The following is a 17,919-nucleotide window of genomic DNA, read 5'->3' as shown; positions in this document are numbered from 1 at the left end:
CGTTTGGAAGGGTAGCGGATCGCGGCGGCAACGCCGCCGCAGGACTGATCGGACCGGCACTTGGTCTGGCCCTGAAGCTGCTGTCGCAACGCGCCGAGCGGCGGGAGGAACACTGATGCGCCCGACTCTGTCCATTGGTTTGCTCGGGCTTGTCCTGCTGGCTGCTTGCCATCCGACGCAGTCCGATCTTATCCAACTCCAACGCATGGCTGAGGTGGCCGACCCACGGGCCAATGCGGGCGAGCAGATCGCCTGCGATGCTCGCGATCTTGTCTGCGCTCGTCTGCTCGTCCTGCGAGGGGCCGCCTGTACTAAGCTGACCGAAGTCCCGAATAGGGATGCCCGCGCGCGCAATCGAAGCTGCGCCTTACAAGATTTTGGCGCTGCGCAGCGCTTGCTGCCGGACGGGGCGCCGGCTGAAGATCGTCGCAAAATCCTGACAGGCTTGGCTGAGGCTCAGAAGATCGAGCGGGACTTCTTCGGCAGCGGCCCTTCGGCAGCCGGGCAGAACAACGCGCTGGCGGCAACTGCAGCGACGCTGCAGGCGGCACCAGATGGTGCGGCCTATGGCGCCTATTATGCGGCGGACGCGGCCGTCTTCCGGGCACAGAACGCTGCATCTGTCGCCGAGGTCTGCCAGCAACTCGGTGCTGCGCGGCAGGGCCTACCTGTCGACCCGTTGCCGGCCGACCTCGCGCCGCGGGTTGAGTTGCTTCGCCAGACGATCAACAACTCGTTGCGTCCACCCATTAGGACCTGCCCCTGATGCCGATGACGCTGGAGCGCAACCTGTGGCTGACCACGCCCATGATGCGTGGCGACGACGTGCTGGTGGTGCAGCAGCGCTTGGCCGAACTGGGCGAGACCCTAGATCGTGACGGTCTATACGGCCGCGGCACCCGGACGTCGATCGTGAAATTCCAGCGGGCACAGGGGCTGCAGTCGGATGGTGTGGTTGGGATCGCGACCTGGACCCGGCTGATGGCTCCTGGCGCTGGCGCGCCGGTGGTCGAGGCGCAACGCCAGGCCGACGAGGTCATCGACCTTGTCGCACTGCGCCAGCCGCACCGACAATATCAAGATGGCTGCGAGTGGGCGCTCGGTCCCGACGGAGTGATGGTCCGGTCAGGCGGGCCGAGCCTTCTGCCAAGCGACGCTGAGCGGAAGCTGGTGCGCCAGGTCTTCGCCACCTATCAGCAGGAGATGACTACCGTCCTGCGCGAGATCCAGGTGCCGGCCGAGTTGGTCGTCGCCACCATCTGCACCGAGAGCAGCGGCAAGCCCCGCGCGCTCCGCTTCGAGCCGGGCTGCGACCGTTTGGTGCCGGCTCGCACCCCGTCACGCGTCTCGGCCGGGCTGACGCAGACGCTGCTGAGCACGGCGCGGGAGGCGCTGGATCGCCCAGGACTGACACTGGACGATCTCTACACGCCGGAGATCTCCATTCAGGCTGGTGCCGCCTACATGTGGAACCAGGGACGGCGCACCGGCTTCGATCCACCGCTGGTCGCAGCGGCCTACAATGCTGGGAGCCTGCGCCGCAACGACGGCGCCGCTAACCACTGGAAGCTGACGCAGTACCCGATCGACACCGCGCAGCATGTCGACAACTTCTGCCGCTTCTTTAACGCTGCAATGCAGGACGACAGCAAGCTGGCCGCCAGCGTGCCGCGGCTACGCGACATGCTGGCCAGCGGTGGCGCGTTCTCCGCATTGGCGCCAGTAGTAGGCACGGCCAAAGCACCGGCCGCACGCGCGGCGCCCGCCTGGGCGGCCGAACGCGACCCAAACGCGCTGAACGCGCCGCAGATCGAGGCGGAACTGAAGAAGGCTGGCCTTTACGCTGGAGCAGATGGCGATCCCGCCGCGCTGCATACCGCAGTTAGAGCCTGCTTCGACCGCGAGGCGAAGGGAGGTACCCTGGCGCAGGGATGGGAGAGCTGGTCAGACGCCCGTATAGCGCTTGCGGTTGAGCAGGCGCTACTCCGCGACGCCGGCGAGGAGGTCGGGAAGATCGACGGCCTGCTCGGTCCCCAGACCATGTTCGCGCGCGAGGCCTTCCAGGTCCTGCGCACTACCGGCAAGAAGCTCGTCCAGCCGGAGCGCGACGCCGCGCTGGCAGCGCCGGAACTGCTCGACGGTCCCGCGACCGCTTGGCCACGCCAGTCAGAGTGCGATCGCTTCTACGGCAAGCCAGGCGAGCACCTCGTCTCGCTAGAGCTGCCCTACCCAATGCGGCTCGCCTGGGACACCGGCTTGGTGATCCGGCGGTTCCAGTGCCACGAGAAGGTACGGGATGCCTTCCTACGGGTGTTCCAGGAGGTACTTTCTGAATATGGCGAGCAGCGGATCTGTGAACTTCGCCTCGATCTGTTTGGCGGCTGCTTTAACATTCGCAAGATGCGCGGTGGCAATTCCCTGTCAATGCACAGTTGGGGCATTGCGATAGACCTCGATCCGATGCGCAACCAGCTACGCATGACCAGGCGCGACGCCGCCTTCGCTCAGTTAGTTTATGAACCCTTCTGGAAGATTGTGGAGAGCGAGGGCCTGGTGAGCCTCGGCCGTATGCGCGACTTCGACTGGATGCATTTTCAGGCAGCGCGATTCTGAGCCTTACCCGCGTCAGAGCTATGTTGGCACCAGAGCGGATCTTACCCAGGAGCGGCGCATCCGGCGTTCATGGAGGCGGTTAGCGTACCGGACCGGATTGAAGACGTCGGAAGCAATAGCATCTATCACGCTGAGATATGGGGCCTAGCATGGTCTCAAGCAGTTTTCATATTAGTAAAGATTGATTGATCAAATCCAAATCTGGAGTACTAGTTAGCAAGAGCTGAGGGGAGCCAAAAATGCCTTACAAAGTGCTAGTACTGTGCATCGCTTTATTTCTATCGTATCAGTACCGCAGACAATTACTTGCCCGGCCAAAAATTACGTTGACTTTTTTCTCGGCTATGATGCTGGCACTGTCTGCCATTTTGCTCATGGCAGTTCTTCAAGAGACAACGCTTTGGGCTAGATCTTTCATGCAAGGAGTTTTTAGCGTTGTGCCGCTCGACGCAGTAGCCGTCGGGCTAGTGGTTGGCTTCGTTCTTGCAGACATTCGGCTTTCTAGTATTTTCTCTGCTTCGCCTGGAGCAGAAAAGCCAAATAAAATTCTAGCGCTTTCTCAAGCAGTCTCAGCTGGACTTGTACTTGCGATTCTTGTTCTTGCCGCAATTGTTCCTAGCCATATCTGGGTGCGGATTTTTGATAGAGTGCAAGAAGTAAAAGCTGGATCGGTAAGTTTGTCCCTGCGCGAAACGGCCACGTCCGTAAGAACTGCCGCCCCCCCTCAAGACCCCTTAGCAAATCGCTTTGTTAGTGTGGTCGGTTTCGCACCTCAGCGGATCAACCAGCTCCAGTCATTAACTTACCCGCCATTCCAGCAAGCTGCCGCAAGGAGTCCCGAGACTGCCAATGATATTTATTTTGACCCATCCGCCTCGGAAGATCTTATTCTTTCTTCAATCGCGTCTGATACGAGGAGGCTAGAGTCTACTCAGACATCTTATACAATTCAGCGAGATCGAGCTATACTGTATCGGCTGGGAACCGGTCAAAAGCGCGAAGCAGAGCGTGTGCTTCGTGAGATGATTCCCCGATTTGCTTTTACTCAAGAACGCTTATTGACTAGCATGCGACCTCACGTGATATGTCTCGCAAAGGTTATTGATATAACACGTGATCGTCGCCTCATAGACTACGCCAACTTTCCTAAGGTAGAGCTAATAGTTTCTAACATGCATGTTCTTGCTAGCGCTTGGACAGGGCTCGAAAAATTTCAAACGATGGCCTTAGTTGGAGAAACTGATGTGGCCGGACAACCACTACATGCTTCGCTGGTTGCACAGATAGAAGACCGGCAGCGAGATCTGAGAGAAAACTTGAGAGAATTCAATGCCTGGGCTGCGCGATTTGCTGTTGAAAGAACCTTCCATGAGCGTTCCGCTTCTGACTTAGCAAGCCTCAGTAGTGCCTGCGCTCCTCCAGCAGCGGCGGATGCGATATATACTCCTTCTGCGAGTGACCTGTTTTCACCATATTTAGTATCTTTCAGTGCGCAGTTGCTCGCCGCCATTGGTGATCACGCGTCGGCAGTCCGGCTCCTTGTTGACTGGTTCAAAGATCTCGAAGATTTGGAACGGGCAGCACGAGCAGTTTCGAGTCAAATTCCTAGTTCAAATTTTGCGTGGATGAAGGTTCGCTTGCTATCGCAATTGGTGTTAATCCAGAGGCTCTCAGAAAGATCAGAGCAGGCGGTTCCTTTGCGTACCGAAATTTCTCGATTTCTAATTCAAAATTTCCAATCTGTTATTTCCAACCATCCAGTAAATATTTGGTATGGAAATACCGGCGAGAGATGTCAGGCTTCCGCGGAGCGCTGGCTACAGCCGATTATTCTATCTTATCTCACCTATTTGAAAGAATATCTTGATCAATTGAACACAAACCCGACTTCCGTCCAAGAAATATCTTTGAGTGACATAGAGATGGCAGAAATTTTGGTTAAGACAAATGTTTCATGCTTCAATTCGTGGTTGCCCATCATCGAAATTATACCGCAGCAGGCGCAGTTTGTGTTAACCTACGGGACTACTGTGTTGACCTGGCTCTCGTCTGAGCAGGCGCCTCTGGCGGAGCGCGAGCGGCTTTTATCTGATGCGGAGATTCGGTTGAGGATCATTATCGGTCGTCTTGAGCGGAGCCCTCAAAGCGGACCTCGGACTTTGGACTCGCTTGAATCTTTTGTATACGGACGCGCTGAACAGCCGCTTCTGGACGCAGCTAGAGTCCTGAGGCAAAGACTTGCGGAAGGTCCCGGACTGCGGTAGGGTAGCAGGCAGTGCGAGTTGCGACATCTTTAGGGAGCTCTAAGATGCAACGGATCCTGTTGGCGCTTATTTTTGCCGCTCCGCTCCTGGTCTCGTTCATGGCGCTTGCGCAGCAGAGGACGCCCTAACATTCTTGGCAGGTTCGCTGTGGTGCTGACCCTGCCGTAGCAGGAAGCTGAACAGTTGCTGACGAGCCTGCCGCAGGCACGCAGTGTCGACGCCTTGGCCGCGTTCCCGGCTAGCGTCGCCTCGATCTCCTCGAACGCGAATATCAGCTGGTCTGCGGGCAGCTGCTCCAACTTCGTGTCAGACTGCCATTGTTTGAGCTTCAGCAGCAGGTGCCCGCTCGCCGTTGTCAGGCGGCAAGCAACATCGCCGCGGCCTGGCCCGAAGTGCGCCCTCGCGCATCAGACGCTCGATCCTGTGCAACCCGCAATCGACGCCGTCCGCCAGCACGTCATGCCAGACCCGGCGGGCAAAATAGGTCCGGTCACTCGCCAAGAAGCTGGCGCAGGCTATCGCGCCAACCCGCTCGTCGTCGAGGGCGCGGCTGCTCGGCTTGCGGGTCAGCCAGGCATGGAAGCCGGAGCGCGATACACCCAGCGCCGAGTACGTCGCGGACATAGGTCCAGACCCGGCCGACGATGGTACGGCCCTTGGCCAGCACCGGCACCGTGGTGTCGTCGCCATGCAGCAGCGCAGCGGCGAGCATATGGGCGTCGATCAGCGCCATCAGCGGGGCCAAGCCTGCGGTGCAGGCGCCGACCCAGTCGGCATGGTCGAGACACTGAGCTCGACGCCCTCGCGGGCGTAGGTCTCGCTGAGGCGGTTCAGCGGCAGGTGCTGGCCGAACTTTGCCTCCAGGATCATCGCGAGTAACTGCGGGCCGGCGCGGCCGCGGGCGATCGGATGGAAAGGCGCGGGCGACTGGGTGATGGTCTCGCAGGACCGGCAGGAGAACCTCTCGCGGACGGTCTGGATGACCTTCCACTGCCGCGGCACGACCTCAAGCGTCTCAGTAATGTCCTCGCCCAGCTTGGAGAGCTTGCCGCCGCAGCAGGGGCAGGCGGTAGGCGCGGCGATCACCACGCGCTCGCGCGGCAGGTGCTCCGGAAGCGATGTGCGGGCCGGTTGCCGGCGCGGCGTGGTGCCGCCGTCGGCCGACTTGTCCTTGCCCGCGGCGTTCTCGGCCTTGGCGGCGTCCTCGCTGGCGGCGGCGACGAGTTCGCCGAGTTCCAACTCAAGCTGGTCGATCAGCTTGCGGCTGCGCTCCGACGAGGCGCCGAACCTGTCATGCTTGAGCTTGGCGATGAGCAGCTTGGGATGGGCCACCATCGCCTCGGCGCCGGTGGCTCGCGCCTCGGCCTCCTGCCGCGCCAGGCGCTCGGCCGCGAGCGCCGCCTGCAGGGCGGCGATGTCACTCTCGGTGATGTCCGGCGCGGTCGGCACGGCGCGAAGCGAACGTATGGCCCGCCCCGTCTGCAAGCTGTGATGACGCGTCTGGCGTGAGCAGTCTGCGTGAACGTATCCGGCCTCGGAGCAAGCTCCCTGCCAAGATGGAGATCCGCGCGGCCCGGGCCTTAAAATCACAGCGGCCTCGAGGGCCGTTCGCTGGGTCAGGCTGCCGTGCCACCGATTGACTGTCAGGCCATCTTTGTCACTACCTCCCGCAGACCTCCCAGGCCTAGGCGACCGGCGTTGCCGTCACCCTGGCCGATCTCCTCGTTGCGTCAGGCCGCCGCCGCGGCCGCCTCGTAACTCCGCCCGCGCGCCAGCACCGCCCATGCGATGCGCGCGAGCTTATTCGCCAGCGCCACCACCACGGTGTTCTTGTGCGCCCGCTCGAGCAGGCCGCGCAGCCAGCCGCCCAGACGCGTCTCGGTCGCCGCCAGCCTTGGCAGCACGGCGCGGGCACCGTGGATCAGGTTCTTGCGCAGGTAGCGGCTGCCCCGCTTGGTGATCCCGAGCAGCTTCGGCTTGCCTCCCGTCGATGCCTGCTTCGGCACCAGCCCGAGCCAGGCCGCGAGGTCGCGTGCCCGTCCGAACGCACTCGCATCACCCACCGCCGCGACCAGCGCCGTCGCGTTGATCGGCCCGATACCGGGCACCGTTGCCAGCCGCCGCGCAGCCTCGTCCTGCCGAGCGCTCGCGGCGAACTCCTCGTCGAACACTGCGATGCGCCGGTCGAGTCCGGCCCATTCCGCCCGCATGTCGTTCACCAGCCGACGAATGCGCGGGCTCAGGGTACTCATCCGCCGAAGGCCGCCTACCGGGATTGGGGTGAACCTGCTTTCTGATCTTACGGGCGTTCTTTGGAGCGCCGTTAAGGGCAGCGGGCAGGTGCGGGATGGAGATCATCACCGGCGTTGAGCGGCGCCGTCGTTGGCGGGACGAGGAGAAACTGCGGATCCTGGCCGAGCTCGACGAGCCCGGCGCCAGGTTCAACGACGTGGCGCGCCGGCACGATGTGAGCCGTGGCCTGATGTGGCAGTGGCGGGACGCGCAACGGCGCGGCAGGCTGGTGGCGGAGGCGCCCGGCTTCGTGCCGCTGCGCATCATGCCAGAACTGCCTGCACCTGAGGCGCAGAGGTCGACGGCCCCGACGTCCAACGCCCATGAGAGTGATGCGGACAGCCGCATCGAGATCGTGCTGCCGGACGGCACGGCGGTTCGGGTCGTCGAGGGGATCAACATTGCTGTCCTGCGGCGTGTGCTGGCGGCGCTACGCGGATGATCCCGACACCATCTGGCGTCCGGGTCTGGCTGGCGGTCGGGCATACGGACATGCGGCGTTATGCGGCGATGGTGGTTATGCGGAGCGGACGTTCGGGGCTGGTGGTAGGAGCGAGCCTCGGCGTTGGGGTGCTCCGCATAACGGCTACGGACGTGCGCTAAGGAGCGCGATGAGCTCATCGGGCGGGCGGAAACGGCCACGCCGAAGGGACGGCGCCGCCGCGGCCGTGAGGGTTTCGAGCTTCTCCGTCGGATCGGCACGTAGGTAGACCTCCGTCGTCCGCAGGCCGGCGTGCCCGAGCCAGAGCGAGACGCGCCGGATGTCACGGGTCGCGTGCAGCATGTGCATCGCGCAGCTATGTCGCAGGACGTGCGGGCTGATGCGGCGCGTTGCGAGAGACGGACAGGTCCGTGCGGCTGCCTTGGCGTGTTCGGAGAGGATGTACTCGAAGCCGGCCCGGGTCATGACCTCGCCGCGCGCGTTGAGGAACAGCGCTGGATCGTTCCCGCCACGCCGCACGGCGAGCCAAGCCCGCAGGGCGGTGACGGTCTCCCGCCAGAGCGGCAGGAGACGCTCGCGTCGTCCCTTGCCAAGGATGTGCAGCACTGGCTCCGGCGCGAGGCGGAGGTCGTCGAGCCGCAGCCCGACAAGCTCCGAGACGCGCAGCCCCGCGGCGAAGGCGACGTGCAGCATGGCCCTGTCCCGCACGCCCGAGACTGTCCGTGGGTCCGGCGCGTCGAGCAGCGCCTGGACCTCCTCGCGCGTCAGATGGCGGACAAGGGCCTCGTCAGTCCGCTTGACGGGGATGGCGCGGATGCGCCGGGCCTGGTCGAGGCAGGAGGGGAGACGGTACTCAAGGTAGCGGAATAGGGAGTTGACGGCCGCGAGGCGGGCGTTGCGCGTCCGCGGCGAGTTGCCGCGCCCGGCCTCGAGATGGTGGAGGAAGTTGAGGACGAGCGGCGCGTCGAGCGCCTCGACTTCAAGCCGGGAGGGGCGCGTGCCGAGCCGTTCCGCGGCGTAGCAGACGAGGAGGCGGAGCGCGTGGGCGTAGGTGTCGAGCGTGGCGGGGCTGGCCCGTCGCTCGAGCGGGAGGTGCTGCCGCAGGAACGCGGTCAGGTGAGGAGCGAGCGCCGTCATGGTACCCCTGCCCGGAAGTGGGCCTCGCCGGCGGCCGCGATGCCCGCCATGAGCGCGGGCGTCGCGTGCAGGTACCACTGCGTGTCCGTGAAGTGGGCGTGGCCGAGGTAGGTGCTGAGCGCCAGCATGTGACGCGCTACCTCCGCCGCCGAAGCCCCAGAACAGCCCTCCAGCGAGCGGACCGCGAAGGTGTGGCGGAGATCGTGGATGCGCGGCCCACCCGTGCCAGGTGCGTTGCGCAGGCCGGTCCTCCGGGCGAGCAGGCGAAACGTGCCGGAGGCCGTGTCGTACGGCAGGGGTCCGCCGCGGGCGGCGAACAGGAACGGGCCGGCCGCGCGGTGACGTCGCCGCACAACGAGATAGCGCGCGAGGGCAGCCGCCGTGGTGTTGTGCAGGGGGACGAGGCGGCTCTTGCGGAACTTCGTCTCGCGGACGAGCAGCCCGTCCTCAGTGAGGTCGTCCAGCCGGAGGGCTAGCGCCTCCGAGATGCGAAGGCCGGTTGCGGCGAGAAGGCCGAACAGCGTGGCGTAGAGGACCGGTCGCAGGCCGCCGACTGGGGCGAGCGCTGCAGCGCCTTGCAGGAGGCCTGCGATGTCCTCCTCGCCGTAGATGTGCGGCAGATGCCGCTCGGCAACGGCGCGCCCGAATGCGTCGGCCGGGGGCACCTCGTGGGCCGCGTTCTCGGCCCGCAGGGCGAGCGCGAAGCGCCGGAGCACGAGGAGGCGATTGCGCCGCTGCTGAGGCGATGGTGCCTCGCCGGCCCAGGCGAGGGCCGTGTCGGTGCGGATCGCGCGGTCTCCCCGCGCCTCCGCGAACCGTGCGTAGAGGCTGAGCAGGCCGGCCTGGATGCGGAACCGGTAGCCGAGGGCGCGGTGCAGGGCGACGTAGCGCGCAACGTACTCGCTCAGCATGGCGCGCCCTCCGGCCAGGGCCGGGCCAGGCGCCGCAGCATCAGGACGTCGACCTTGGCGTAGTGGGCCGTCGTGTCGAGCGAGCGGTGCCGGAGCAGGGCCGAGACGGCGTCGAGGGTCGCCCCGGCCCGGAGCAGAGAGGTTGCCGCGGAATGGCGCAGGACATTGGCGCCGCGCGTGGGCGGGTTGGCGATGCCGGCTCTCTCAATGGCGAGACGGACAATGCTCGAGATTGAGGTCGAATCGGCGAAAGGTCGCCTTGGTGCCCCGGCGCGGAGGAACACGCGGGGCTCTGGCCCGCCGCCACCGCCGCCATCGTCGCGCCGGACGGCAAGGTAGGCGAGAAGTGCGTCCCCGACGTCCTGCGGCAGGGGCAGTTGGACATCCCGCCGGCCCTTGCCGCGGACCCGGATCGTCGCCGCGGTCCAGTCGAGATCATCGAGACGCAGCAGGAGGACGTCGCCCGCACGCAGGCCAAGACGGGCGAGTAGGAGGAGGATGGCGCGGTCGCGCAGCCCGTGGACGGAGCGGAGGTCGCACGACCCGACGACCCGCTCGACCTCTCCCGGCGGCAGATAGCGCGGCAGTGCCGACAGGCGCCACTGCGGCACCCTCGGGATCGCCTCTCCGAGCCCGGCAGGGCAGGAGCCGCGCGAGGCGAGGAAGCGTAGCCATACCCGGAGCGCAGTGACGACGGTCTTGGCATCTGCCCTGGACGTGGTCGAGACGGCGGCGAGCGCGACGTCGCGTACGGATCGCGCGTCGTAGCGGGCCGGATCGTCGCCAAGGGTGGGGAGGAGACGGAGGAGCAGGCGGACGTGCTTGTCCGCCGTGGCGGGCACGACGCCCCTCTCCTCGAGCAGGTGGTCCCGAAACGCGACGAGATCGGGAGGCAGCAGGTCGTCCATGCAAACATCAGCGCGCGGGATCTCGCCCCACTCGCGGAGGAAGGCGACGAAGCAGCGCACACGCCCGACGTAGCGCGGCGACAGTCGCGTGCACCGGCGCCCGCCGGGACAGCTGCAGCGATGCGTCGCGAAGCGCGACACCGTCTCGTCCCCGACCTCACCCGCCGCGATGCTCCTGAGTTGGAGCCAATGGCCGAAGTGACGAGCGGAGCGGGTGTAGTCGCCAACGACGAGAGTCGTGTGGCCCCGTGCCGTTAGGGCGGCGCCGAAGGCGTCGACCGAAGCCGCGAGTTCGCCGGCATGCAAAAGCGTAAGGCCCCTCGACGGGGCGGATCCTGGTTTGGTCATGGAAGTCCTCCTCGCGGCCGCCGCATTGGACCGCAGGGACGACGCTAACTTTAGACCCCGCCCTTATGCGGCGCGGATCGCGCCATGCGCCGGCTCAGAATCAGCCATCCGCATCCCTGCTCCGCATAACCACCAGCGCCGCATAACGCCGCTTATGTGGAGATCCGCATAAGCGGCGTGGCATGAACAGCCTGGCGCTGCAGGTGCAGCAGGCGCTGGGACGTGATCCGCACTGCGGCGATCTCTACGTCTTTCGTGGACGCCGCGCGGACCTGGTGAAAATCCTCTGGCACGACGGGCTTGGCATGTCCCTTTATGCGAAGAAATTGGAAAGGGGACGCTTCATCTGGCCATCTCCGGCTGACGGTTGTCTGCAGATCTCCGGCTCGCAGCTTGCCTACATGCTCGACGGAATCGACTGGCGAAACCCACAACGGACATTCAGGCCGGAACTGGCGGGATAGTGTAGAACGCGGTTTCTTCGGCGCTACCCAGCGTGCCGCAGCTGTGATTCGATCACCAGCGTGATGCCTGCACAGGACACATCGCCCGACGACATCGCCGCGCTGCGCGCCGCGCTTGCGGCCGAGCAACTGGCGCGGCGCGAGGCCGAGGCGCGCGCCTCCGGCGCCGAGGCTATGGTGGCGCACCTCAAACTGCTGATCGCGCGGCTCAAGCGCGACAAGTACGGCGCCTCCTCCGAGCGTGGCCGCAAGTTGATCGACCAGTTGGAGCTCGAACTCGGCGAGTTGGTCGCCGCCGCCAGCGAGGACGCCACCAAGGCGGAGGATGCTGCCAAGGGCGGACACGGCCGGCGCCCTGACCAACCGGCCCGCGGCCAACCGGTGCGCGCACCCCTGCCGGCCCACCTGCCGCGCGAGAGAGTGGTCATCCCGGCGCCGACCGCCTGCCCTTGCTGCGGCGGCAAGCTGTCCAAGCTGGGCGAGGACATCACCGAGACCCTCGAAGTCGAGCCGATCAAGTGGAAAGTCATCCAGACCGCCCGCGAGCGGTTCTCGTGCCGCGCCTGCGAGACCGTCACCCAGCCGCCGGCGCCGTTCCATCCCATCGCCCGCGGCCGGGCGGGGCCGAACCTGCTGGCCATGATACTCGAGGCCAAGTTCGGCCAGCACCAGCCGCTGAACCGCCAGAGCGACGCCTACGCCCTGCAGGGCATCCAGCTCAGCGTCTCGACTATTGCCGACTGGGTCGGCACCTGCACCGCCAACCTGGCGCCGCTGATGGCCCTGATCGATGCCCATGTCCTCGCCGCCGCGCGGCTGCATGGCGACGACACCACCGTCCCCGTGGTGGCCCGGGGCAGGACGATCACCGGCCGGGTCTGGACCTATGTCCGCGACGATCGGCCCTTTGGTGGGGTGGCGCCACCGGCGGCGATGTTCCGCTACTCGCGGGACCGGACGGCCGAGCATCCGAACCGGCACCTGGCAGGCTACGCCGGTATCCTGCAGGCTGACGCCTATGCGGGCTACAACGCCCTGTACGAGGCGGATCGACAACCCGGGCCGGTCACCGAGGCGGCGTGTTGGGCGCATGGCAGGCGCAAGCTGTTCGAGCTGGCCGAACTGCAGCGCGCGCCGCTGGCCATCGAGGCGGTGCGACGGATCGACGCCATCTTTGACGCCGAGCGGGCCATCAACGGGTCGGCCGCCGAGGCGCGCCTGGCTGTCCGCCAGCAGCACATCGCGCTGCTCGTCACCGCGCTTGAGATCTGGATGAAGGAGAACCGCGGCAAGCTGTCCCGGCACAACCCGGTCGCCAAGGCCATGGACTACATGCTGACCCGCTGGGAGGCATTCACCCGGTTCCTGCATGACGGCCGGATCTGCCTCAGCAACAACGCGGCCGAGCGGGCGCTGCGTGGTATCGCTCTCGGAAGAAAATCATGGCTGTTCGCCGGCAGCGATCGTGGCGGCGACCGGGCCGCGGCGATGTACTCGCTCATCATCACCGCCAAGCTGAACGGTGTCGACCCGCGCGCCTGGCTCGCCGATGTCCTGGCCCGCATCGCCGACCATCCCGCCGCCCGCCTGCATGAGCTGCTGCCGTGGAAGTGGATTCAGGCGAGGGAGAGAAAGGCAGCGGCATGACCAGCACCAGCATCGCCCGGCTCAAGATCACGCTCGATGACGTCAAGCCTGCAGTGCTGCGCCGCGTCGAGGTGCCGCTGGCCATCCGGCTCGATCGCCTGCACTTGGTGCTGCAGGCCGCCATAGGCTGGACCAACAGCCATCTCTACGAGATCCGGGCCCGAGATGTGGGCTGGGGCGTGCCCGACCCGGACTGGGGAGGCGGCCCACTCGATGCCCGCAAGGCGCGCCTCCTCGACATCCTCGAGGACACCGGCGCGAAGACGCTGAAGTACCTCTACGACTTTGGAGACGGCTGGGAACACACGGTCAAGGTCGAGCGCATCACGGATTCCATACCCGGCCTGCTCTACCCGTTCCTGATCGACGCCACAGGGCGCTGCCCGCCCGAGGATGTCGGCGGACCCCCGGGCTATGCCGAGTTCCTCGTGGCAATCGGCGACCCGAAGCACGAGAGTCATGCCGAGATGGTCCAGTGGGTTGGCGCGCTATTTGATCCCATCGCCATCGACTTCGATGAACATGCAAAGGCCGTCGAAGCCCTCGCCAAGGCTTGGTCACGCAAGCCAGCCACCAAGCGTAAACCAGCAAGCTGATCCGCGGCCCTCGCCGGCTCGGCCACCTCAAAGAGCTCAGCCTGGACCGGAAGCAGTCGATGCTGGCCACCCGCGGCCTTGGCCGTATGGATACTGTTTATGCGATAATGTTGCTTAACAGCGAGTCTGATGAGGACCCTATGAAGCCGCGCTACATCTCGCTGGCCCAGGTCTTCGGGCCGCCCGTCCGCTTTGTTGTACCGCTTTTCCAGCGGGCATACGTCTGGGAGCAGAAGGCGCAGTGGGAGCCTCTCTGGAAGGACATATCAACGGTCGCGGAGCGCCTCTTGACCACGCCTGCCGGTGCCCCAGTGCGTGGCCACTTCCTCGGCTCGGTCGTGCTGGAACAGGAGAGCACCGGCACTGGGAACGTCGAGCGACGCTTAGTGATTGACGGCCAACAACGGCTGACCACCCTACAGATCCTCCTCAAGGCGGCGGAGCACGCTTTCGCCTCCGCGAGCACCTCGGTAGGGGACGACAGCGACGTGCTCACCAAGGCCGGCCAGCAGGTGGCCAGCCTTGTCGCCAACCCGGCTTATGCCGAGGGCGAGGAGGCCTATAAAGTTTGGCCAACGAACAAGGATCGGGGATACTTCCGCGCTGTAATGGACGCGACCGCGCCAGCCAACGTCGCCGGCGCGGGCAACATGGTCCACGCGCACGCCTTCTTTTTCGAGGCGATCTCGGCTTGGCTGAAGCAGAACAATGCGGTGGGCACACGGACGGCCGCGCTCTCACGAGCCCTGATGCACCACCTCCACGTCATCGTCCTTGACCTTGAGGCCACGGATGAGCCCCAAGCAATCTTTGAGACGCTCAACACAGGCGGCGCTCCGCTATCGCCCGTAGACCTCGTGAAGAACTGGCTGCTTTGGGAGGCCGCTCGCGACGGCCACGACGAGACCGCCTGCGCTCGGTTGCATGCCGAACATTGGCAGCCTTTCGACGTCGAGGAAGATTATTGGCGCCAGCGCGTCGGCACTGGTCATGCAGCGCGTCCGCGGGTCGACGGTTTTCTGGTAAATTGGCTTATTACCCGCCTCCGCAAGCCGGTGGCGGTCGGCCACGTGTACGAAGCCTTCCTCGACCACGTTGCGCTACCAGCGCGAGGACAGAATGGCATCGCCGATGCGCCAGCGCTTATGCGTGAAATTCAGCTTGCGGCCGAACAATACCGCAAGCTGGATGCCCCCAAGGCCGGAGGCGGGCGCTTCGGCACGTTCCTCCACCGCCTAAAGGCGATGAACGTAGTGGTGCTCCACCCGCTGTTGATGCACCTCCTTAGCCGCCCAGGTAGCAATGTCGGCGACCTCAATGAATGCGCTGCCGTCCTGGAAAGCTTCCTTGTCCGGCGCCTCGTCTGCGCTTCCGGCACCAGAGGCTACGGCACCCTGTTCGTGAACCTCCTGGACGAGGTTGCCAAGAAAGGGGTCGAGGGTCCGGCAGCGCCGGTTGTCACCCACTTTCTGGCGGCCGGCCAGAGCGCTACCAGCATCTGGCCCGACGACGTTGCATTTGCGCGACACTGGGCCCTGCGTGATGCATACAAAGGCAGCGGCGCTCGTCCCTTTATGATCCTGCGGGCACTTGAGGAAGAAGAATGGCGACGTGATCATCTGGCGATGCCGGTTGCGCACTTCGACTGGAGCCGAGTGCAGGTCGAGCACGTGATGCCGCAGGCTTGGCGCGGGAACAACTGGCAACTGCCGCACGACGGCGATGGCGCCGCACGAGACGAGGCAGTGCACCGGATTGGAAATCTCACCCTCGTCTCTGAGGCGCTCAACCCAATCCTGTCGAACGGGCCATGGATGACGAAGCGGGAGGCTCTAAAAAAGCACATCCATCTTCGCCTGACTGGGGCGCTGGTCAGCGCTACCGTCTGGGACGAGGCTGCGATTGACGCAAGGTCGTCAGAGTTCTTTGAATTGGCGAAGTCTATCTGGCCTGCTCCTCCCTCGCTGCACGATAAAGCCTCGCGCGCAGTTGGGTCAGGTGAATCCAGTCAATCAGACCCTGATTCGCCGCTTGAAGGCAGCGTGCTGGATGGGCCGATAGTCTGACTTGAGAGGCATCCTCGGCTGCGACAAGCTTAGATGATGAAAGGACAGGCCAACACGATGCTCCACATCTTGGCCGTGGCTATCGGGGCTACCCTGGCGCTTAGCATTTTCTCGCCGAGTAAAGCGCAGCTGTTTTCCCCCTACGATAGCTGCCGGCGCATCACGGAAAGTATGCAGAGGTTAGCTTGCTTCGATCGTGCTGGCCGGTCGGCGCGCTTTGCCGAGATTTTCCTTCCGGAGATGGCGTGTCGAAGAGATCCTCGACCCACTGAAGTCTTTCAAATGCTCATCAACGAGCGTTTCATCCGAACACCGGCGGTGGGCGGCGGCGATAGCATCTCCTACTTCGCTCTGACTCAGCCCCTTGAGCTTGATAGCATGACCATCATCGGCGTGATGGGCGCCGACGAAACTAACTCGCGAATTATTGCCCGAGGACCAGGTACAAGCGCCGGGATCCGAATGGGCTTCGTCACGACTGCTCGCACTGGGCAACTTGAAGACTGGCGACAGCGGATGGGGTTCGCAGTCCGCATCGACGATGTTGACGATTTCAACACTACGCCGCTCGGTGTGACAGCAGCGAAGGAAGTCGTCTGCTACATGGCTTACAACACCCCATTCCTGCAGAGGCGCTAGATGTGAGGTTTTGAAGCCTGGAAGCTCTCCGTTCGGGCGGACCCGTTCCGGGCCCACAGTCTATAAAAAGAGATCAAATAAGAAAAATTCGGTCTATCGTGATGGTAGGCCTGGCGCCACGAAAGCTATTCGCGTATTCTCCGCAGTACGTGTTTGATCTCTGGCCTAGGCGGGATTCTCTAAACGCCAGAGATAGCCTATAGGAGCGCTCCCTTTTTCGAGGCGAAAAATGGCCACTTCTGCATCCATTGATCTTGACGCCTTCTCGGCGAAACAGCTGACGGAGCTTATCCAGGCGGCTGAGAAAAAGCGACAGGAAAAGGCCCAGAATGAGCGAATAGCGCTCTTGGAGGAAATGACTAACAGAGCCCAGGATCTCGGCCTGACCCTTGAAGAGCTGGTCGAAACTCGCTCGGCGAAACGCGCGACCAAAACGCGGCAAGATACCAGGAGCAAAGTCGCAGCGAAATTCCGAGGGCCGAACGGTGAGGAATGGACAGGCAGGGGGCGCATGCCGAATTGGCTTGTCGCGCAGGAAGCGACCGGCAGGAAGCGCGACGAGTTCCTGATCAAGTAGGCGGCGGGGGCGGCATACAGCCGCTTTCTGTCCATTCGAGGTATCCGGGACATGTCCGGCGCTGTGGCCGCGATCGGTTGATCCTGCTTCACGGAAGCGGTCTTTCGGGTTCCGCAGCCTGTCACGGACCGTCAAACGCTCCTTTGGATCCGTGACAGACCGGCGGGGCAGGGGGTAGAACCCCTCCCACATGCCCTCCGATCCTAGGAATTCAGTCCATAGCCTCGCCGCCACCCCGATCGGGCCGGTGCGCTTCGTCGCCTACTACCGTGTCAGCTCCGAACGGCAGGGCCGCTCCGGCCTCGGCCTCGACGCCCAACGGGAAGCGGTGGCGCGCCGTGTCGCCGCCGCCGGCGGCGCGGTCGCGGCCGCGTTCCAGGAGGTCGAGAGTGGCAAGCGGGCCGACCGGCCGCAGCTCGCCGCCGCCCTCGCCGCCTGCCGCGCCCAGCGCGCGACGCTGCTGATCGCCAAGCTCGACCGCCTGGCGCGCAACGCGCGCTTCCTGCTCGGCGTCGTCGAGGGCAGCGGGGAGGGGGGCGTGGTGTTCTGCGACCTGCCCACCGTCCCGCCCGGCCCGGTCGGCAAGTTCCTGGTGACGCAGATGGCCGCCGTCGCCGAGCTCGAGGCCGGCCTGATCAGCCAGCGCACGCGCGCGGCGCTCGCCATGGCGAAGGCGCGGGGCGTGGTGCTCGGCAACCCCCGCCTGCGTGCCGGCACGCCCGACCAGGCGCGCGCGGCGGCGGCGGTGAAGCAGGAGATCTCACGTGCCCGCGCCGCCGACGTGCTGCCCTATGTCGAGGCAGCACGGCGCGCTGGCGCGACAACGCTGCGCGCGCTCGCCGCGGCGCTGACCGCGCGCGGCGTGCCGGCGCCGGCCGGTGGGCACGCCTGGCACCCGATGCAGGTGAAGCGCGTCGTTGATGCCAACCGAGGCTAACGCGGAGCCACTTGCTGGAGACGCCGCTCACATCACAGCCTCCGGCGAACCGGGAGCGGGTCATGATCTGAGCTGGGC

Annotated in this window: 14 protein-coding genes and 3 pseudogenes; 11 read left to right on the top strand and 6 right to left on the bottom strand. The window is 64.8% G+C overall.

Going from position 1 to position 17,919, the window contains the following annotated elements; all coding sequences use genetic code 11:
- Positions 1–115: 115 nt before the first annotated feature.
- The 3 genes from ACFHPP_RS25190 (at position 116) to ACFHPP_RS25180 (ending at position 4,877) form a co-directional block, all read left to right on the top strand.
- Entirely contained in the window at positions 116–766 is a 651-nt protein-coding gene (locus ACFHPP_RS25190) for a hypothetical protein (RefSeq protein WP_437165994.1), read from the top strand.
- Positions 766–2,613, top strand: coding sequence for a peptidoglycan-binding protein (locus tag ACFHPP_RS25185; protein ID WP_437165993.1), 1,848 nt, complete (start codon positions 766–768; stop codon positions 2,611–2,613). The genes ACFHPP_RS25190 and ACFHPP_RS25185 overlap by 1 nt, the downstream gene beginning before the upstream one ends.
- Positions 2,614–2,852: 239 nt before the next feature.
- Positions 2,853–4,877, top strand: coding sequence for a hypothetical protein (locus ACFHPP_RS25180; RefSeq protein WP_437165992.1), 2,025 nt, complete (start codon positions 2,853–2,855; stop codon positions 4,875–4,877).
- A 330-nt stretch (positions 4,878–5,207) separates the two neighbouring features.
- On the opposite strand, the pseudogene ACFHPP_RS25175 reads toward ACFHPP_RS25180, so the two are convergent.
- From ACFHPP_RS25175 to ACFHPP_RS25165, 3 pseudogenes are all read right to left on the bottom strand, one after another.
- Positions 5,208–5,504: pseudogene (locus ACFHPP_RS25175) on the bottom strand (IS3 family transposase); the annotation flags it as partial.
- Positions 5,491–6,326: pseudogene (gene tnpC / locus ACFHPP_RS25170) on the bottom strand (IS66 family transposase); the annotation flags it as partial. The pseudogenes tnpC (ACFHPP_RS25170) and ACFHPP_RS25175, both read right to left, overlap by 14 nt.
- 281 nt (positions 6,327–6,607) lie before the next feature.
- Positions 6,608–7,126 (bottom strand): annotated as a pseudogene (locus tag ACFHPP_RS25165) (IS110 family transposase); the annotation flags it as partial.
- A gap of 98 nt (positions 7,127–7,224) precedes the next feature.
- Here ACFHPP_RS25165 and tnpA point away from each other — a divergent pair.
- Positions 7,225–7,611 (top strand): IS66-like element accessory protein TnpA, encoded by a 387-nt coding sequence (tnpA, locus tag ACFHPP_RS25160; RefSeq protein ID WP_437165991.1) that lies wholly within the window; start codon positions 7,225–7,227, stop codon positions 7,609–7,611.
- A gap of 144 nt (positions 7,612–7,755) precedes the next feature.
- Here the strand turns inward: tnpA and ACFHPP_RS25155 are convergent, their stop codons facing one another.
- Genes ACFHPP_RS25155 through ACFHPP_RS25145 form a run of 3 tightly spaced genes read right to left on the bottom strand, consistent with a single transcriptional unit; the run spans position 7,756 to position 10,567 of the window.
- Positions 7,756–8,748, bottom strand: coding sequence for a tyrosine-type recombinase/integrase (locus ACFHPP_RS25155; RefSeq protein ID WP_437165990.1), 993 nt, complete (start codon positions 8,746–8,748; stop codon positions 7,756–7,758).
- On the bottom strand, positions 8,745–9,659 hold the full coding sequence (locus ACFHPP_RS25150) for a tyrosine-type recombinase/integrase (protein ID WP_437165989.1): 915 nt from the start codon (positions 9,657–9,659) through the stop codon (positions 8,745–8,747). Before ACFHPP_RS25150 ends, ACFHPP_RS25155 begins: the two co-directional genes overlap by 4 nt.
- The gene (locus ACFHPP_RS25145; protein ID WP_437165988.1) at positions 9,653–10,567 is read right to left on the bottom strand and encodes a tyrosine-type recombinase/integrase; all 915 of its coding nucleotides are present in this window, start codon (positions 10,565–10,567) and stop codon (positions 9,653–9,655) included. Before ACFHPP_RS25145 ends, ACFHPP_RS25150 begins: the two co-directional genes overlap by 7 nt.
- A gap of 530 nt (positions 10,568–11,097) precedes the next feature.
- Here ACFHPP_RS25145 and tnpB point away from each other — a divergent pair.
- From tnpB to ACFHPP_RS25110, 7 genes are all read left to right on the top strand, one after another.
- Positions 11,098–11,379, top strand: coding sequence for an IS66 family insertion sequence element accessory protein TnpB (tnpB, locus tag ACFHPP_RS25140; protein WP_437165987.1), 282 nt, complete (start codon positions 11,098–11,100; stop codon positions 11,377–11,379).
- Between the two features lie 63 nt (positions 11,380–11,442).
- Positions 11,443–13,026, top strand: a complete 1,584-nt coding sequence (tnpC, locus tag ACFHPP_RS25135; RefSeq protein ID WP_437165986.1) for an IS66 family transposase — start codon at positions 11,443–11,445, stop codon at positions 13,024–13,026.
- The gene (locus ACFHPP_RS25130; protein ID WP_437165985.1) at positions 13,023–13,622 is read left to right on the top strand and encodes a plasmid pRiA4b ORF-3 family protein; all 600 of its coding nucleotides are present in this window, start codon (positions 13,023–13,025) and stop codon (positions 13,620–13,622) included. Before tnpC (ACFHPP_RS25135) ends, ACFHPP_RS25130 begins: the two co-directional genes overlap by 4 nt.
- A gap of 59 nt (positions 13,623–13,681) precedes the next feature.
- Positions 13,682–15,688, top strand: coding sequence for a DUF262 domain-containing protein (locus ACFHPP_RS25125; RefSeq protein WP_437165984.1), 2,007 nt, complete (start codon positions 13,682–13,684; stop codon positions 15,686–15,688).
- Between the two features lie 33 nt (positions 15,689–15,721).
- A complete protein-coding gene (locus tag ACFHPP_RS25120) occupies positions 15,722–16,327 on the top strand; it encodes a hypothetical protein (RefSeq protein WP_437165983.1) in 606 nt (201 codons plus the stop codon).
- Positions 16,328–16,556: 229 nt separating this feature from the next.
- Complete coding sequence (locus ACFHPP_RS25115; protein ID WP_437165982.1) at positions 16,557–16,904, top strand: H-NS histone family protein; 348 nt, start codon at positions 16,557–16,559, stop codon at positions 16,902–16,904.
- Between the two features lie 190 nt (positions 16,905–17,094).
- Positions 17,095–17,841 carry a recombinase family protein gene (locus ACFHPP_RS25110; RefSeq protein ID WP_437165981.1) on the top strand — a complete coding sequence of 249 codons (747 nt, stop codon included), beginning with the start codon at positions 17,095–17,097 and terminating at the stop codon, positions 17,839–17,841.
- Positions 17,842–17,919: the final 78 nt, after the last annotated feature.

It is taken from the genome of Falsiroseomonas sp. E2-1-a20 (genome assembly GCF_051433195.1).
Classification (GTDB): Bacteria; Pseudomonadota; Alphaproteobacteria; order Acetobacterales; family Acetobacteraceae; genus Falsiroseomonas.
Note: the sequence above shows the minus strand (reverse complement) of the source record. Positions and strands in the feature narration are given on the sequence as shown.

Excerpts from the sequence above, each read along its gene's own strand:
- ACFHPP_RS25190 (WP_437165994.1), top strand. The coding sequence starts at position 116 with ATGCGCCCGACTCTGTCCATTGGTTTGCTCGGGCTTGTCCTGCTGGCT.
- ACFHPP_RS25185 (WP_437165993.1), top strand. The coding sequence starts at position 766 with ATGCCGATGACGCTGGAGCGCAACCTGTGGCTGACCACGCCCATGATG.
- ACFHPP_RS25180 (WP_437165992.1), top strand. The coding sequence starts at position 2,853 with ATGCCTTACAAAGTGCTAGTACTGTGCATCGCTTTATTTCTATCGTAT.
- tnpA (WP_437165991.1), top strand. The coding sequence starts at position 7,225 with ATGGAGATCATCACCGGCGTTGAGCGGCGCCGTCGTTGGCGGGACGAG.
- ACFHPP_RS25155 (WP_437165990.1), bottom strand. The coding sequence starts at position 8,748 with ATGACGGCGCTCGCTCCTCACCTGACCGCGTTCCTGCGGCAGCACCTC.
- ACFHPP_RS25150 (WP_437165989.1), bottom strand. The coding sequence starts at position 9,659 with ATGCTGAGCGAGTACGTTGCGCGCTACGTCGCCCTGCACCGCGCCCTC.
- ACFHPP_RS25145 (WP_437165988.1), bottom strand. The coding sequence starts at position 10,567 with ATGGACGACCTGCTGCCTCCCGATCTCGTCGCGTTTCGGGACCACCTG.
- tnpB (WP_437165987.1), top strand. The coding sequence starts at position 11,098 with ATGAACAGCCTGGCGCTGCAGGTGCAGCAGGCGCTGGGACGTGATCCG.
- tnpC (WP_437165986.1), top strand. The coding sequence starts at position 11,443 with ATGCCTGCACAGGACACATCGCCCGACGACATCGCCGCGCTGCGCGCC.
- ACFHPP_RS25130 (WP_437165985.1), top strand. The coding sequence starts at position 13,023 with ATGACCAGCACCAGCATCGCCCGGCTCAAGATCACGCTCGATGACGTC.
- ACFHPP_RS25125 (WP_437165984.1), top strand. The coding sequence starts at position 13,682 with ATGCTGGCCACCCGCGGCCTTGGCCGTATGGATACTGTTTATGCGATA.
- ACFHPP_RS25120 (WP_437165983.1), top strand. The coding sequence starts at position 15,722 with ATGATGAAAGGACAGGCCAACACGATGCTCCACATCTTGGCCGTGGCT.
- ACFHPP_RS25115 (WP_437165982.1), top strand. The coding sequence starts at position 16,557 with ATGGCCACTTCTGCATCCATTGATCTTGACGCCTTCTCGGCGAAACAG.
- ACFHPP_RS25110 (WP_437165981.1), top strand. The coding sequence starts at position 17,095 with ATGCCCTCCGATCCTAGGAATTCAGTCCATAGCCTCGCCGCCACCCCG.